Below are 14,569 nucleotides of genomic sequence, written 5' to 3' on the forward strand. Positions count from 1 at the left end.
GACCAGTGCTTGCGCTACCTAATTAATAATGCCCCCATCGCCCTCCGCGCGTGCCGCTCCGGCTGTGGTGCGCTGGCCTCGCGGTCGGCGAAGTGGTACCAGGGTGGATGGAATTCCAGACCCTGGCGGGTGATATGCAGGTACAGGCTACCCCACAGATTCATGTACACCGAGCTCCAGACAAACACCAGCAACAACAGCCTCAGGCTCAGCGCCCGGTGCGGGTCGAAACTGAAACGCGCCCTACGCGGAACGAACGGCGGCGCATCGGAAACTTACACTGAGTGAGTCCACCACATTGGAGGGCTCGCTGAGCATACTCGACCAGCACGAGCGCAGGGTGTAGTAATACCCATCGGTGAGGTTGTTGAGGATCAGACGCGCGGTGGCCGGCGTGCTGCCCATCTGAAAATCGTAGGCGTCAAACATAACCCAGCGGGTGTAAGCATCGTCTTTGTAGCTGTTGTCGGTGAACTCGCCCGGCAGCTCCAGATCCGGCGTGGTGGTAAGGGATATGAACGAGTCTCGGGGATGAATCGGTGGCGATTGCGTCGTCAAAACGCGGCAGCGGCAGCCACTGGTGGGCTGCCGCGGAGAGAGTTGAGGGGCCCTCAGCGACCCGTTTTCTCGGCGTAGATGGCGTCCACCAGCCCGCGCTTGTCGCTGTCGCCGGGCAGTTGCCAGAACATGATGCCGCCGAGATTGCGCAGCTTCGCATAGCGGGTTTTCAATGTGACCGAACGGCGGTTGTCGAAAGTCGCGTAGCGTTTTTTATCCGCGCTGTAGGCATAGGGTGCCTGCGCGCTCTCGTCCCAGAAAAGTTGATAGCCGCCGTCTTCGTCGTAGGTCTGTGTCAGTTCCCGGAACGGCAATCCGGCGATATGCTCGCCGCTCTGGTAGCGACCGTTATCCGCCCCTACCACCCCGTCCCAGACGCGGGAATAGAAGGCCGCACCGATCACGATTTTCTGTGAAGGCACCCCCTGCGCCAGCAGGTAGCGGACTGCATTGTCCGTGGACTGCTTCTGGGCATCGGTGGAATACAGCGGGCTGTGGTGACCGGTGACGGTGCTGAAACCGTTGACCAGGTCGTAGGACATCAGGTTGACATTGTTGACCAGCGGCATCACCTGTTGCCAGTCGACGGACTTCTGCAGAAATTCGTCAAAACCGCCGGCGGCAAAGCTGATCAGGGCATCGCCGCCGAGCGCGCGGCGCAGTTCCCGCACCAGCGCGGTGAAATTTTCCCGGTCGCCGGCACTGTACGGGTGGCCCGGGTGCCCCTCGATGGCCGGGTACTCCCAGTCCAGGTCGATACCGTCGCCGCCGACGGTTTCCAGCATCTGCGCCACCGACTGCGCGAAGGCGCGGCGGTTGTCCGCATCGGCAAAGACCGGCGAGCAGGTCTCGCAACCGCCCCAACCGCCGAGCGCGAACATCACCTTCAGGTGCGGATACTGTGTTTTCAGGTCCAGCAGGCGGCGGTAGGCGGCCACCGCTTCCGGGCCGTCAAACGTCACGCGGTTGCCGTCGAGATGCACGAAGCTGTAGATCAGGTGGGTCATTTTGTCGAAATCGTAGCGCTCGAGATCGCGACCGTCGCCGGTATAGTAGGCGATCACCGCCAGCTCCGACGGACTGGCGGCCGGGACCGGCGCCTGCACCCGATCTCCTTCATTGCCGAGTAATCCGCATCCGGACAGCACCAGCGCCGCCAGCAGCCCCAGCAGGCTCCCACTCCGGTACAACGTGTTTCTGAGTTTTTCTGTCACCTGTTTTACTTCCTTCTTATTTCATATTGAACAACCGCGACTCGCCGGCGTACCGGCGGGAGGCCGCTGCGGGAATACTATCCGCTCAAGCGCCTGGATGACAACGCTGTCAGCAATAGGAATTGATCGGATGTGGGCATGCCTACGACAGGAGGATCGGCGGCGTGCGTTTATCGTCGACCGCCAGAATATTGTATCTGCGCGCCAGTGGGCGGCACGGTAAATAGCGTCGTCACAAATGGGCAAGACCCGCGACCCCAATGGCACTAGCATATCGGCAAGACCCGCTCCGGAAGCTAATCTTTCCAACAGCAGCGCCGCGTGAAGACACCAGAGACAGGACCCATGAGCAAAACACCCTCCCCCTCCGCACTCGCCCGTACCCACGAGGTATTCAACCAGAGCAAGGCGCTGACCGGCCACAACCTCTACGCCGGCGACGCCGCACTGCGCGATGCCGTGCAGCACAACGGCGGCCACTGGGCCGAGGACGACCTGCAACGCTACGGCGAGATCTGCGGTCGCCGCGAGTGGATAGAGCGCGGCTATGACGCCAACGAGTTCAAACCGCTCTTCGAGCCCGACGATCGCATCGGCAACCGCGTCGACCTGGTGCGCTACCACCCGGCCTATCACCAGTTGATGCAGCTGGCCCTGAGCGAGGGGCTACACAGCGCGCCCTGGACCGACCCCGGCCCCGGGGCCCATGTGGCGCGCGCGGCCAAGTACTACCTGCACAGCCAGGTGGAAGCCGGCCACGGCTGTCCGGTGACCATGACCTTTGCCTCGGTGCCGTCCATTCGCCTGACGCCGGCGCTGGCCGACGAGTGGCTGCCGAAGATCACCGCCCGCGGCTACGACCCCAGCAACCGCCCGTACGCGGACAAATCCCACCTGACCATCGGCATGGGCATGACCGAGAAACAGGGTGGCTCCGATGTGCGCGCCAATACCACCACCGCCGCACCGGTGGGCGACGGCAGCTACGAACTGGTCGGCCACAAATGGTTTACCTCCGCGCCCATGTGCGATGCCTTCCTGATGCTGGCACAGACAGACGCCGGCCTGTCCTGCTTCCTGGTGCCCCGCTGGCGCCCGGACGGCAGCAAGAACCCGATCCAGGTACAGCGGCTGAAAAACAAGGCCGGCAATGTGTCCAACGCGTCCTCGGAGATAGAACTGCGCGGCGCACTCGGCTGGCTGGTGGGCGAGGAAGGGCGCGGCGTCAACGCGATCATCGAGATGGTCGCCACCACCCGCTTCGACTGCATGATCGGCTCCTCCGGCGGCCAGCGCCAGGCCGTGGTGCAGGCCATCTATCACGCCAGTCAGCGCAACGCGTTCGGCAGGCCCCTGATCGGCCAGCCGCTGATGCAGAATGTGCTCGCCGACCTGCAGCTGGAAGTGGAGGGCTCCGCGGCCATGACCATGCGCATGGCGCGCGCCATGGACCACCTGGACAAAGATCACGAGAAAATGCTGATGCGCCTCGGCACCGCGGTGGGCAAATACTGGATCTGCAAGCGCACCCCGCACCACGCCTACGAGGCGATGGAGTGCCTGGGCGGCAACGGTGTGATCGAGAGTTTCATCACCGCGCGCCTCTACCGCGACGCGCCGATCAATGCGATCTGGGAGGGCTCCGGCAATATCCAGGCGCTGGACGTACTGCGCGCAATCGCCAAGACACCCGCGGTCATCAATCACTGGTTCGACGAACTGGCGGACAGCGCCGGCGCCGACCCGCTGCTGGACAGGGCGGTCGACAACCTGAAAAACCAGCTGGCGGATATGGAGCAGGTCGAGTACCGCGCCCGTCACCTGGTGGACCAGATGGCCCTGGCGATGCAGGCGCACCTGCTGGTGCAGGGCGGCAACAGCGCCGTGGCGGAGGCCTTTATCGCCTCGCGCCTCGACAGCCGGGGCGCGCACAATACCGGCACCCTGCCCACCGGGCTGGATGTGAAAACGCTGATCGAGCGGGGCAATCCACTGGCTGTCTAAACGGCGCCTCCCCGGCTCCGGCCCCCGCCTATCGGCGGGGCGCTGGATGCCCATCCTGCAAACCGGCTCCGTGCCGATGCCTCAGAAAGGTTTGAACACCGCCATCCACACCATCCCGACCACAAAACACAGCGCCAGCGAAGCGTAAATCAAACGCCGCCCGCTATCCGCCGCTTTCATCGCGATCATACCCGCGCCGATATAGCCCACAAGCAGCGACAACTTCACCAATAGCCAGTGTGTTTCCAGCGGCGACAGGCGGTAGATCAGTGCCAGGGCCACACCGCTTGCCAGCAACAGCGTATCGATCAGGTGTGGCGCCACCCGCGCCCACAGCGCGCGCATAAAGGCCGCGTCCGCTTGCCGGGCGCAAAAACGCAGCGCGAAAAATGTGACCGAAATTGCGGCCAGGGTAATATGCAGGTGTTTGATCCAGATTGGGCCCGCCATTAGCGCTCCCCACCCGGCAGCGGCCGGGTTGCCAGCCAGGTGCCGCCGGCGGCGAAAAACAGCCCCAGCACGGCCAGCAGTTTCCAGTCCGCCCCCAACCAGAACAGCACCGACCAGCTGCACAGCATCAGCGCCATCCCCGAGACCTTGGCCGAGCGCGGGACCGCGCCCTCCTCGCGCCAGGCCCGCAGCATGGGGCCGAAACGCGGGTGCTCGTGCAGCCACCGCGCCAACCGCGGCGACCCCCTGGTCGCCGACCAGGCCGACAGCAGCAGGAAGGGAGTCGTCGGCAACAGCGGCAAAACGGCACCGGCCATTGCCAGGCCCAGGGAAATCCAGGCCAGGCCCAGCCAGAAGAAACGTCGTAGCGGGCGACTGCTCATGGCCCAGCTCTCCAAAGCGCGTTCAAATCAGTGCCCTATTCTGAGAGACTTCACGGACAGGCGCAATTCAATCGGGGAACCCTAATGCCGGACAAGAACAAAAAACTTCATTTCGTTACCGCCGCCCTCAGCGCCATCGCGCTGCTGATTCCAGCACTGACCATGGCGGCGGAACCCGTGGACAAATCCCGCATTCTGGTCTTCTCCAAAACCGAAGGCTGGCGCCACGATTCCATTATCGACGGCAAGAAGGCGCTGCTGGAGCTCGGGCAGCGGGAGGGCTTCGCGGTGGACATTTCGGAGAATGCCGGTCTGTTCAGCGACGATACGCTGGACAGCTACGACGCGGTGGTTTTCCTGAGTACCAGCGGCAATATCTTCAACGACCGACAGCGCCGGGCATTCGAACGCTATATCCGTTCCGGTCGCGGCTTTGTCGGCATTCATTCCGCCGCGGATACGGAATACGACTGGCCCTGGTACAACCAGCTGGTGGGCGCCTACTTCGCCAGCCACCCGGAACAGCAGGAAGCGGAGAAAGTCGTGCTGGATTTCAACCACCCCGCCACCCGCTTTTTACAGGCGGCGCTGGACGGCAATCGCTGGCGGCGCTTCGACGAATGGTACAACTTCAAGTCCATCAACCCGGATATCCGGATACTGATGAACCTGGACGAGTCCACCTACAGCGGCGGGGAGAACGGCAAGCACCACCCTATTGCCTGGTACCACGAATACGATGGTGGACGCGCATTCTATACCGCCGGCGGGCATACCGGCGAAAGCTATCGGGATCCGCTGTTTATGCAACATATCCTGGGCGGCATTCGCTATGCGACCGGCAAGGCGGGGGAACAGGATACCCTCCGGGACTGAATGCGCTATCCCGGATAAAACTCAGGCCGTGGAGGAAACCCCGACCGGACCGGTATCCTTCGCGGCGCCCCGCACCGTCCTGCCCGCGAACCAGATACTCTCCTCAGGCGCGCTGCGGATTCTCTGCGCGGTCTTGCGCGCAAGTGCAACCAGCGCGAAAACGCCGGCCACAGCCACCAGATCGATCAGGTAAGTCGAGCCGCCGTGGTTCCAGCCCAGGCCAGGCACCACGGCGGAAACCAGGCTCGTGAAGGGAATCGCCAGGGTCGCCGCGGCAGAGGCGTACAGCAGCTCGACAGAGCCCCTGGCCGCGCCGCGGACAAAGGCCCAGGCGATGGCCGACAAGAAGACCGCGTAATAGAGGCCGAAATGCCAGCCGGCCACATTATCCACCCACTGTGGCAGCAGCTTGGCCGCGGCGATGGTCAATGAAATACCGGCCACGCAGCCCAGCGAAATGCCCACCGTCAGTGCGCCGAGAACCTTCGCCGCGCGGGTCTGCCTGACCTCCCGATCCTCGTAGCCCTTGCGGCGTTTCTTGCGGTGGGTTTCGATCCACAACAGGTTGCCGGTGTAGAAAAGCACGGCGCCGGCCAGGCCGAGGATAAAGTAACCCCAGCGCACCGGGTTGCCGCCGAAATTGCCGAAATGCAATGCGAAGAAACTGGTGACGGTGGCGAACCAGCCGTCCTGCTCGCCGGGCATATAACCGGTCATGGTCAACGCGCCGCTATAGGGATCCACGCCGGCAAAGCCCATGGTGGAACCGCGCATACCATAGCGCGGGTTCACCCCGCCCACCCGCAGTTCCAGGCCGTGCTCCTCCTCGAAGTGATACTGCAGAGTGGCGGGACGAAACGCCGGTGCCTGCTCCTCGAGGCGGGCGATGATCGCCAGCGGCGACAGCGCTTCTGCCCCGTCTGGTACTTCTGCGTGCGCTTCCGCCGGCGGCCGGCCACCGCCGCCGAGCGTCGCGCGCTGGGCATCGTAGAACTGGTGGTGAAACGCGAACACCACCGCCGTCAGTGCCATGATGATATGGAATGGCAAACTGAACAGCCCCAGGGCGTTGTGGAAATCCAGCCACAGGCGTTTCAGGTTCTTGCCGATGCGGAGAATAAACAGATCCTTCACCAGCGTCGGCAGCAGCACGATCACACCGGAAACCAGCGCGATAAAATAGAGCAGTGACACCGTGCCCATGATCGATTCGGAAATTTCGTGATCGAACGGCAGCCCCACCTGGCGGTGCAGGTCGTCCACCAGTTGCCCCACTGCAGACGGGCCCTCGCTGTTCACCTGCAGGGTGCCGTCTTCGCCCAGGTTGGCAAAGTAGGTGGTGCCGCCGCCGCGCGGTCCGGTGCTCCAGCTCATGCGCGCGGGCCGCTCCGGGCTGGTCTGCAGTACGATTTCGTAGCGGCCCGCGGCCTCGGGATATTCCGCCAGTACCCTCTCCACCAGTTCGGGGGTTTTCTCCAGTGGCGTGGGCCGATCGAACTGCACCGGCGGCGATGCCCAGCGCTGCAGCGGCGTCTCGAACATGGTGATGGCGCCGGCGTAGAAAGCGATAAACAGGGCGAGACCGCAGACGATTCCCACCCAGCTGTGGATATCGCGATACATGCGGATAATATCACTGCGAATTTTCATAATGATCGCCTAACCGACCGGGAGTGCGCTGCCATAAAGCAGCCCCCACAGGACAACGTTGGCCCCGCCCAGCCACAGCCAGGCGCGGGCACCGGATTGAAAAAGGAAACAGAAACTCAGGATGCAGGCCCACAGCGGCGACATCAGCCACATGGTCACCTGCGCCTGGGCGGAAAAAAAACCCACTTCACCGGGGCCGAATCGGGCAAAGAGACCGCACAGTGCCAGGGACAGCGCAAAACCCGGAATGGCGCCGGCACTGGCCTTGCCAAACCAGTTGCGGCTGGTCAGTTTCTGCGTGCTCATCGCGCGGCCCTCCCCGCTTTATTGCCCGCATTGGCCGGATTCCGCCCGTGGCGCCAGTAGGCGATTGCCATCGGCAATACCGTCCACACCAGCATGGCGCCGGTCACCAGGATAAATACAGCCGCCGCCGCGCCCGAGTACTGCAGCAGCAGGTACAGCGAAACCGCCAGCATGGCGCCGCCAGCGGCGGCCAGTGGGCGCCGCGGCAGCGGGCGGGATAACAGCCGCTGGTTGGGGCTGGCCAGATAGAGCGCCAGAGCACCCAGCGCCATCAGGCCAGCGGCGGATACGAGAAGAAAAACGATCAATGAAATTTTCTCCATCTGCGTAACAGTCTCGCAGGATGGGCAAAGCGCTGCGCCCCTTTGCCCATCCCACAATGATCTATAGGCTTACCACTGGTACTGCAGCCGCGCGGGCACCACCCGCCCCTGGCCATAGAAGCAGGACTGGGTGGTGGTGCAGGTCACCACATAGCGCTCGTTGGACAGGTTGCGCGCGTTCAGCGACACGGACACGCCGTCCAGTTCCGGCCGGGACACCCCCAGGTCGTAGCGCATCAGCAGGTCGTACAGGGTGTAGCCGCCGATCTCCAGGGTATTGTTGGTATCGCCGTAGCTCTCGCCCGTGTAGCGCACGCCGGCGCCGAAACCGAGACCCGCCAGCGCGCCCTGCTCGATACGGTGATCGACAAACAGCGACGCCAGCACTTCCGGCACCTGCGGCAGTGTATTGCCGACAATGGCGTCGGCGGAGCGGGTCACCTCCGCGTCCAGGCGCGAGGCGGACGCGATCAGCGTGGTACCGGAAGCCAGGGACGCCCTGCCCTCGAACTCCACACCGCGCACCTGCGCCTCGCCGGTCTGCACCCGGCAGACACGGCGGCCGCACAGGCTGCCGTCCGGGTCGGCGATGGAGACATTCTGCTGGGTGATATCGAAAGCACCGACACTCAGGTAGATATTGCGCCCGCTCTGGTAGCGCAGCCCGGCCTCGATCTGCTCACCGGTGGTCGGGTCGAACAGCACACCGCCCAGTGTCTGCGACGGATCCACCACCTGTGGCAGGAAGGATTCCGAGTAGCTGACGTAGGGGGCCAGGCCGTTGTCGTACAGGTACACGGCACCGGCCTGCCAGGTGAACTCCTCGGCTTCGGTGCTGAAGGTCTCCCCGGTCAGCAGATCGGTGTTTTCGTCTTCGGCGGAGTCGTAGCGGCCGCCCACGGACAGGCGCAGGTTACCGGCACTGATCTGGTCCTGCAGGTAGAGGCCGGTCTGCTCGCTCTCGGCGGCGCCGTATATCTGCGGCGTCAGGTTGGCGACATAGTCGGCGGCGCCGCGCGGCTCGGGATCGAAGATATCCCACAGCGGATCCACCTGGCCGCGAGGCAGACCCGGCAGCATCACCACGTCGCGATAGTGTTCCCACTCGGTCTGGAAGTAGTCGAGCCCACCCAGCAGGGTATGGCTCAGCGCGCCGGTATCGAAGCGGCCTTCCAGCTGGGTGTCGATGGCGTAGCCGTCGCTCTCCCCGTCGCCCTGCACCGCCCGACGGCCGATGGTCTGGCCGTCGATGCACTGCTCGCCATAGGTGGTGGCGGCGCAGTCGGCCACGGTGTCACCGGACAGCACGGTAACCCGGTAGAGGGTATCGACATGGGTGTAGCGCGCATTGTTGCGCAGTGTCAGGTTGGGATTGATCTCGTGTTCGAAGAAAGAGCCCACCAGCAACTGGTCGCGGTCGAAGGTGTTCCAGCCCGGCTCGCCGATATTGGCATCGTTGTCGATGTAATCGCCGTTGGAGGAGTCCAGCGTGCCGGCCGCCGGCAGGAACTGGAAGGTGGCGCCGCCCTCGTCGCGCTGGTACTGGGTCAGGAAGGTCCAGGAGGTCTGCTCGCTGGGCGTCCAGGTCACACTCGGGGACAGGTAGTAACGGCTGTTGTCCACGTCGTCCACCTGGGTGCCGCCGTCCTCGGCCACGCTGACGACGCGCCCGTGCAGGGTGCCGTCCGCGTTCAGCGCCGCGCCGAAATCCGCGGCGATGCGGCCCGACACATTGTCCAGGTCGGTGTAACCCTGGCCCTGCACCTGCAGTTCCTGCGTGGCGTCGCTGCCGGCGCGCTTGGTGACCATATTGACCATGCCGCCCGGTGCCACCTGGCCGTAGAGCACACTGGACGGCCCTTTCAACACCTCGACCTGCTGCAGGCCGAAGGTGTCGAAGCCGAAGCGCGTCCACTGGCCGCCGGCCGGTAGGCGCAGGCCGTCGACAAAGTTGTTGTTGGACGAGAAGCCGCCGGCGCCGAAACCGCGTACGGAAATTTCGTCGGTACGGCTGTCGATGCCGGAGGGCTCCGGCTGTACGCCGGCGGAATAGGACAGCGCATCGGCAATGGTGGACGCCGCCCGCAGGTCGATCTCCTCGCGACTGATGACCGAGATGGTCTGCGGCGACTCCATGATCGGCACCCCGGTCTTGGTGGAGGAGGAGGCGGTGGACAGGCCGGTGGCGGTGACCACCACCTGCTCCAGGTCACTCTCCCCGGCCTCCCGGGATTGGGCGTTGGCCTGGGAAATGGCGAGCACCAGCAGTGAAGTGGCAGCAAAAAGACGGGAATGCGCGGGAATTCGCAAAGCCATGGAAACTCCGATTGACGACGTTGTGAGCAGGAAAGGCAAACATTCAGCCCCGGGATCGCTCCGGGGATACGCAGTTAATAGTACTTATCATTTGCATTTGAATTGTGGCCGCAACTATAAGAAGATCCCGATCAATTGGCAATTCAAAACCTTTGCGTAACAGTCAAAATCCTTTGACTGACAGAAAAACACATAGAATTCCCAGCCTCGACTGCCCGGTTCACAGATGACAGATCAAAAAGCATCCAGAATTTCCGACCGCGATCCCGAAGCGGTTATCCGGGTTCGCGACTTCTCGCTGCGCAAAGACATCTCGCTGGAGGTCCACAGTGACCGGGTTTCGCCAGACGACATCCTGGTCCGGGGCCGGCGCCAGCGGAGGGATCTGCGGCCGGGGCTGTTCCTGCAGACCGGCGACACCTTCGAGGAAACCGCGTTTACGACCCACTCCCACCAGCCCGCGGGGCTGACCTGCATCTTCTTCCTGCACGGACAAGTCGAGACACAATTCGGCGATCGCCTCTTCCATTTCAAGGCCGGCGCGAACGGCCAGGTGGCTGCGGCCGCCGTGGCCAGGCGGGAGGCCGAGAGCTTCCGGCGAACGGCAAAGGGACCGCAGCGGACACAATATCTGGTACTCACAGCCACAGTGGGGTGGCTGGATTTCCACGGTTCCGAACAGCGCGGCAATCCGCTGGGCACGCGGTTGGGCGGGAGGCGCATCGAATCCTACCAGTGGGAGCAGACACCGGGGCTGGTGCGGCGCCTCCGGGAGCTGTTTGAACCGCCCGCCTATTCGCCGGAACTGCTCCGGCTCCACCAGGAGTCGCGCGCGGTGGAGCTGATGCTCGAGGCGGTCTCCGGCATGACGGGGGAAAATCGCCGCGGCGACGGCAACGCCCTGAAGCGGTGCGATCGGGTGCGGCTGCAGCGGGCCAGGGAGCTGATGATCTCAGCGCCGGGCCGGTTGTTGAGCGTCGACGATATCGCCCGCGAGGCCGGCGTCAGCGCCAGTGGCCTGCAGCGGCTGTTCCGCCGCGCGGAGGGCATGAGTGTATTCGGGTACCTGCGCCGGGTGCGGCTGGAACAGGCGCTGGCAGCGCTGCAGAGGGACTCCGTCAGCGTGCAGCGGGCCAGTGATATGGCCGGCTACACCAGCCCCGCCAATTTTGCCACGGCGTTCAAGAGGCAATTTGGTTTTACCCCCCGGGAGGCCGGGAAAAAACGTCTTCCCCACCGGAACTCTCCCACAGACCCGCAGCCGGAATGACGCCTGTTACCGACATCCGGGATGGTCTATCGATTCCGGCAAAACCGGTTACCGCCGGTAACTGAAGTAAAACTGCTCCGCCGTGCGACCGCTGTGATTGGCGCGCAGCATCGCAAACTGCTTGGCCGCCCGATGCAGTTCCCCGCGGTCGCCTTTGTGATCGGGAAAATAGGCGTCGACGATTTCCAGGTAGGTTTTCCAGTCCGCCGGGTAGAAGCTGAGCCAGAGGCCGAAACGGTCGGCCAGCGACAGCGTCTCCTCGACGTTGTCACCGTGGTGGAGTTCATTGCCCACCACCCGCGTCTGCTCGTTGTCCCGCGCGTCCTCCGGCAACAGGTGGCGGCGGTTGGACGTGGCGTAGAGCAGGATATTGTCCGGCGGCAGTTCCAGCGAGCCGGCGAGAATCGTTTTCAGCTGCTTGTAGCGCAGGTCCCGCTGCTCGAAAGAGAGATCGTCGCAGAAGAGGATGAAGCGGTAGGACCGGGCGGATTCCGTATCCAGCAGGTCGACGATTTCCGGCAGGTCGTCGAGGTCCGATACATCCACCTCGACACAGCGCAACCCGTCAGCGGCGCATTCATTCAGCAATGCCTTGATCAGGCTCGATTTCCCGGTACCGCGCGCACCCCACAGCAGCGCGTGGTTGGCGCGTTCGCCGCGCAGGAATCTCCGCGTATTTTCCAGCAGTTGCTGTTTCTGGTGCTCGATACCGAGCAACTGCTCCAGGCGGATCGGGTCCGGGCGGGTGACCGGCTTCAGGCGCTGGTGTCTGGCGCGCCAGAGGGCGGCGTGGGTATTTTCCCAGTGCAGGCTTCGCATAGAACAGGAATTCTGGCTATTGGAGATCGACTGGGCGCAGGATACCAAAAGATCGCAGCCGACGACTGCACCATGCCCGCCCCGCAGGAGCCTGCTCGCAGGCGAATGGCCGGCGAGGGCTCGATCTTTTCGCCTGCCAGCAGGCTCCTACAGGAAAGGCGAACCAACCTATCTGGAAGCGTTCTTCTTCCGCGGTTTCTTCCCGCCTGTTTCCCCGCGCTCCTTGACCACCCGCAACATCGGCTCGTCGGAGCGGAATATCAGGCCGTGGATTTCAGTGGCGTTCTGCCCCTGCAACAGCTGTTGCAGGAACTGCACTATCTGCGCGGAGATTTCCTGGCCCGGCACCAGCACCGGAATCCCCGGCGGATAGGGCACGATTTCATCGGCACTGGTGCGGCCGATCAGGTGTTTCTCCGCCAGCGCGCCGTTGTCCATCAGCGGCAGCTCCTCGGTGTCGGCGAAGTAGGCGTCCGCCGGCAGGCAGGTCAGGCGGGTGAACTCCGGCAGCCGCCGCGGTGTGCCGGTATTCGGCCGCCTGCGGGCGCTGCGCGCCAGTTGCTTGAGGGCGTGTATCAGGCGCAGCAGCTTGCTCTCGGTACTGCCCAGGGTTACCAGCACGGTGACGGTGTTGTAGGTGGTCTTCTCCACCTGGATGCCGTACTGGTCGAACAGCTTGATCTGCATCTCCTTGCCGGAGTAGCCACTGGCGGAGATATCGATGGTGACCTTGGTCGGGTCCAGGCGGATGTTGTCGTCCGCCAGCGGCGCCGGGATCAGGTCCTCGCGGGTCAGGGCACGGAACACGCCGGTGTCGTCCACGGCCCGGCGCAGTGTCTCCACCATCTGCAGGCACTGGCGCAGGCGGCTGTAGCCCTCCATCGCCATCTGTTTGCGCGCCACGTCGAGGCTGGCGATCATCGCGTACTGGGGGCTGGTGGAGGCGTGCATGTTCAGGTTTTCGCGGAAGCGGAACTCGTCGAAGTCCGGGTCCTGCACGTGGATCATGCTGGCCTGGGAGAAGGCCGACAGCATCTTGTGGGTGCTCTGCGTCACGTAGTCGGCGCCGCACTCCAGCGCCGTCGGGCGCAGTTCCGAATGGAAGTAGCCGTGGGCGTACCAGGCCTCGTCCACCAGCACCTTGACGCCGCGCTCGTGGGCGTAGTCGATGATCGGCTTCAGGTCGTAGCGCAGGCCGTCGTAGGTGCAGGAGGTGATCACCAGCAGGCTGGCATCGCCGTGCTCGTCCAGCGCCTGTTCGATATCGGCGCGCTGCACCGGGCCGTAGATGCCGAACTGCGGGTGCAGCGTGGACTTCAGGTACACCGGCTCGCAGCGGTTCATGACGATGGCGTGGTGGACCGACTTGTGACAGGCCTGGTCGACGATGATCTTGCCGCCACCACCGAGAATCTGCTGGATCACCACCTTGTTGGCGGTGGAGGTGCCGTTGGTGAGGAAGAAAGTGTGCTCGGCGCCGAACGCCTGCGCCGCCAGGTCCTGGGCCTCCTGGATCACCGAGTGGGGCTCCAGCAGGCTGTCGAGCACCTGCACGGACACCGAGAGATCCGTGTTGAAGATATGCTCACCCATAAAGCGGTAGAAATCCCCCACCCAGGGGCTGTTGCGCAGGCTGTCGCCGCCGGAGTGGCCGGGGGTGTGCCAGGCATCACGGGCGGAGAAGACGTATTCCTTCAGGGTGTCGGCGAAGGGCGTGGAGGCGCGGCGGGCGATAAACGCCTGCACCAGGCGGAACATCTGGTTGAAGTTGCCCTCGCGACGGTCGAACAGTTCGTCGAAGCGCTGGCGCACGGATACGGACACGGCACAGCCCTGCCCCTCGAATACGCTCTGCGCCATCAGGAAGACGTTCAGCTGCGAGCGCAGGCCGTGCAGCCTGTCCACCAGCGCCTCGGCCGCGGCCAGGCCGCCGGCTTCCGCGCCGGCGTCGACGATCAGCGCCTGCAGCCTGTCCTCCTCGCGGATCAGGCGCTCGGCGGCATCGGCGTCTACCGCCTCGAAGCGCAGCCCGAACGGGTTCTCGTGTTGTGCGGCGGTGATATTGAGCGCATTGACCCAGTCGCTGGCCAACTGGCGGTCGGCGCTGATCAGCGCCACGCGGCATTCCAGCGGCTGGACATTGTCGCCCAGGTTGCCCAGATCAGGCATCTTCAGATCCAAACCCATAGTTCTCATCCATCAGCATAGCCCGGATAACGCAGCGGGCTGCTGCCTCGTCCAGTTAACTTATTGATTTTCTTTAATTTTCAATATTTTCCCGGCGGGCGCGGCGGCGCGCCCCTCAGGCCGCAGGCAAGATACTAAAGGAGCTGTTCAGGGAATTCCTCGGGCGGGCGAGATTTGGCGACTTTTGCCAAAAGATGACAGTTAAGCGAGATC

General features: G+C 63.8%; 14 protein-coding genes. 3 read left to right on the forward strand and 11 right to left on the reverse strand.

The window, feature by feature from the left end; translation table 11 throughout:
* Nucleotides 1-14 precede the first annotated feature (14 nt).
* From MWN76_RS01045 to MWN76_RS01055, 3 genes are all read right to left on the reverse strand, one after another.
* Nucleotides 15-164, reverse strand: coding sequence for a hypothetical protein (locus MWN76_RS01045; protein ID WP_250458644.1), 150 nt, complete (start codon nt 162-164; stop codon nt 15-17).
* Nucleotides 165-243: 79 nt separating this feature from the next.
* Nucleotides 244-558: a hypothetical protein gene (locus MWN76_RS01050; protein WP_250458646.1), complete on the reverse strand. Its 315-nt coding sequence runs from the start codon at nt 556-558 to the stop codon at nt 244-246.
* A gap of 53 nt (nt 559-611) precedes the next feature.
* Nucleotides 612-1,772: a glycoside hydrolase family 18 protein gene (locus MWN76_RS01055; protein WP_250458648.1), complete on the reverse strand. Its 1,161-nt coding sequence runs from the start codon at nt 1,770-1,772 to the stop codon at nt 612-614.
* Nucleotides 1,773-2,117: 345 nt separating this feature from the next.
* Here MWN76_RS01055 and MWN76_RS01060 point away from each other — a divergent pair, with 345 nt between their 5' ends.
* Nucleotides 2,118-3,776 carry an acyl-CoA dehydrogenase family protein gene (locus tag MWN76_RS01060; protein WP_250458651.1) on the forward strand — a complete coding sequence of 553 codons (1,659 nt, stop codon included), beginning with the start codon at nt 2,118-2,120 and terminating at the stop codon, nt 3,774-3,776.
* 81 nt (nt 3,777-3,857) lie between these two features.
* Here the strand turns inward: MWN76_RS01060 and MWN76_RS01065 are convergent, their stop codons facing one another.
* Both MWN76_RS01065 and MWN76_RS01070 read right to left on the reverse strand, forming a co-directional pair.
* Complete coding sequence (locus MWN76_RS01065; RefSeq protein ID WP_250458653.1) at nt 3,858-4,226, reverse strand: SirB2 family protein; 369 nt, start codon at nt 4,224-4,226, stop codon at nt 3,858-3,860.
* Complete coding sequence (locus MWN76_RS01070) at nt 4,226-4,609, reverse strand: YbaN family protein (protein ID WP_250458655.1); 384 nt, start codon at nt 4,607-4,609, stop codon at nt 4,226-4,228. Before MWN76_RS01070 ends, MWN76_RS01065 begins: the two co-directional genes overlap by 1 nt.
* Before the next feature lie 84 nt (nt 4,610-4,693).
* On the opposite strand from MWN76_RS01070, the gene MWN76_RS01075 reads away from it, so the two are divergent.
* Complete coding sequence (locus MWN76_RS01075) at nt 4,694-5,485, forward strand: ThuA domain-containing protein (RefSeq protein ID WP_250458657.1); 792 nt, start codon at nt 4,694-4,696, stop codon at nt 5,483-5,485.
* Between the two features lie 21 nt (nt 5,486-5,506).
* Here MWN76_RS01075 and MWN76_RS01080 read toward each other — a convergent pair whose 3' ends face one another.
* From MWN76_RS01080 to MWN76_RS01095, 4 genes are all read right to left on the reverse strand, one after another.
* Entirely contained in the window at nt 5,507-7,135 is a 1,629-nt protein-coding gene (locus tag MWN76_RS01080; RefSeq protein WP_250458659.1) for a PepSY-associated TM helix domain-containing protein, read from the reverse strand.
* Nucleotides 7,136-7,144: 9 nt separating this feature from the next.
* Nucleotides 7,145-7,441: a hypothetical protein gene (locus MWN76_RS01085; RefSeq protein WP_250458661.1), complete on the reverse strand. Its 297-nt coding sequence runs from the start codon at nt 7,439-7,441 to the stop codon at nt 7,145-7,147.
* Nucleotides 7,438-7,749: a hypothetical protein gene (locus MWN76_RS01090; RefSeq protein ID WP_250458663.1), complete on the reverse strand. Its 312-nt coding sequence runs from the start codon at nt 7,747-7,749 to the stop codon at nt 7,438-7,440. Before MWN76_RS01090 ends, MWN76_RS01085 begins: the two co-directional genes overlap by 4 nt.
* 84 nt (nt 7,750-7,833) lie before the next feature.
* Nucleotides 7,834-10,080 (reverse strand): TonB-dependent siderophore receptor, encoded by a 2,247-nt coding sequence (locus MWN76_RS01095; RefSeq protein WP_250458665.1) that lies wholly within the window; start codon nt 10,078-10,080, stop codon nt 7,834-7,836.
* A gap of 226 nt (nt 10,081-10,306) precedes the next feature.
* On the opposite strand from MWN76_RS01095, the gene MWN76_RS01100 reads away from it, so the two are divergent.
* Nucleotides 10,307-11,350 carry a helix-turn-helix transcriptional regulator gene (locus tag MWN76_RS01100; protein ID WP_250458667.1) on the forward strand — a complete coding sequence of 348 codons (1,044 nt, stop codon included), beginning with the start codon at nt 10,307-10,309 and terminating at the stop codon, nt 11,348-11,350.
* A 48-nt stretch (nt 11,351-11,398) separates the two neighbouring features.
* Here the strand turns inward: MWN76_RS01100 and MWN76_RS01105 are convergent, their stop codons facing one another.
* Entirely contained in the window at nt 11,399-12,169 is a 771-nt protein-coding gene (locus MWN76_RS01105) for an ATP-binding protein (protein ID WP_250458668.1), read from the reverse strand.
* Between the two features lie 168 nt (nt 12,170-12,337).
* Nucleotides 12,338-14,356 carry an aminotransferase class I/II-fold pyridoxal phosphate-dependent enzyme gene (locus tag MWN76_RS01110; protein WP_250458669.1) on the reverse strand — a complete coding sequence of 673 codons (2,019 nt, stop codon included), beginning with the start codon at nt 14,354-14,356 and terminating at the stop codon, nt 12,338-12,340.
* Between the last annotated feature and the right edge of the window lie 213 nt (nt 14,357-14,569).

Source organism: Microbulbifer litoralis, assembly GCF_023634065.1.
Lineage (GTDB): Bacteria > Pseudomonadota > Gammaproteobacteria > Pseudomonadales > Cellvibrionaceae > Microbulbifer > Microbulbifer litoralis.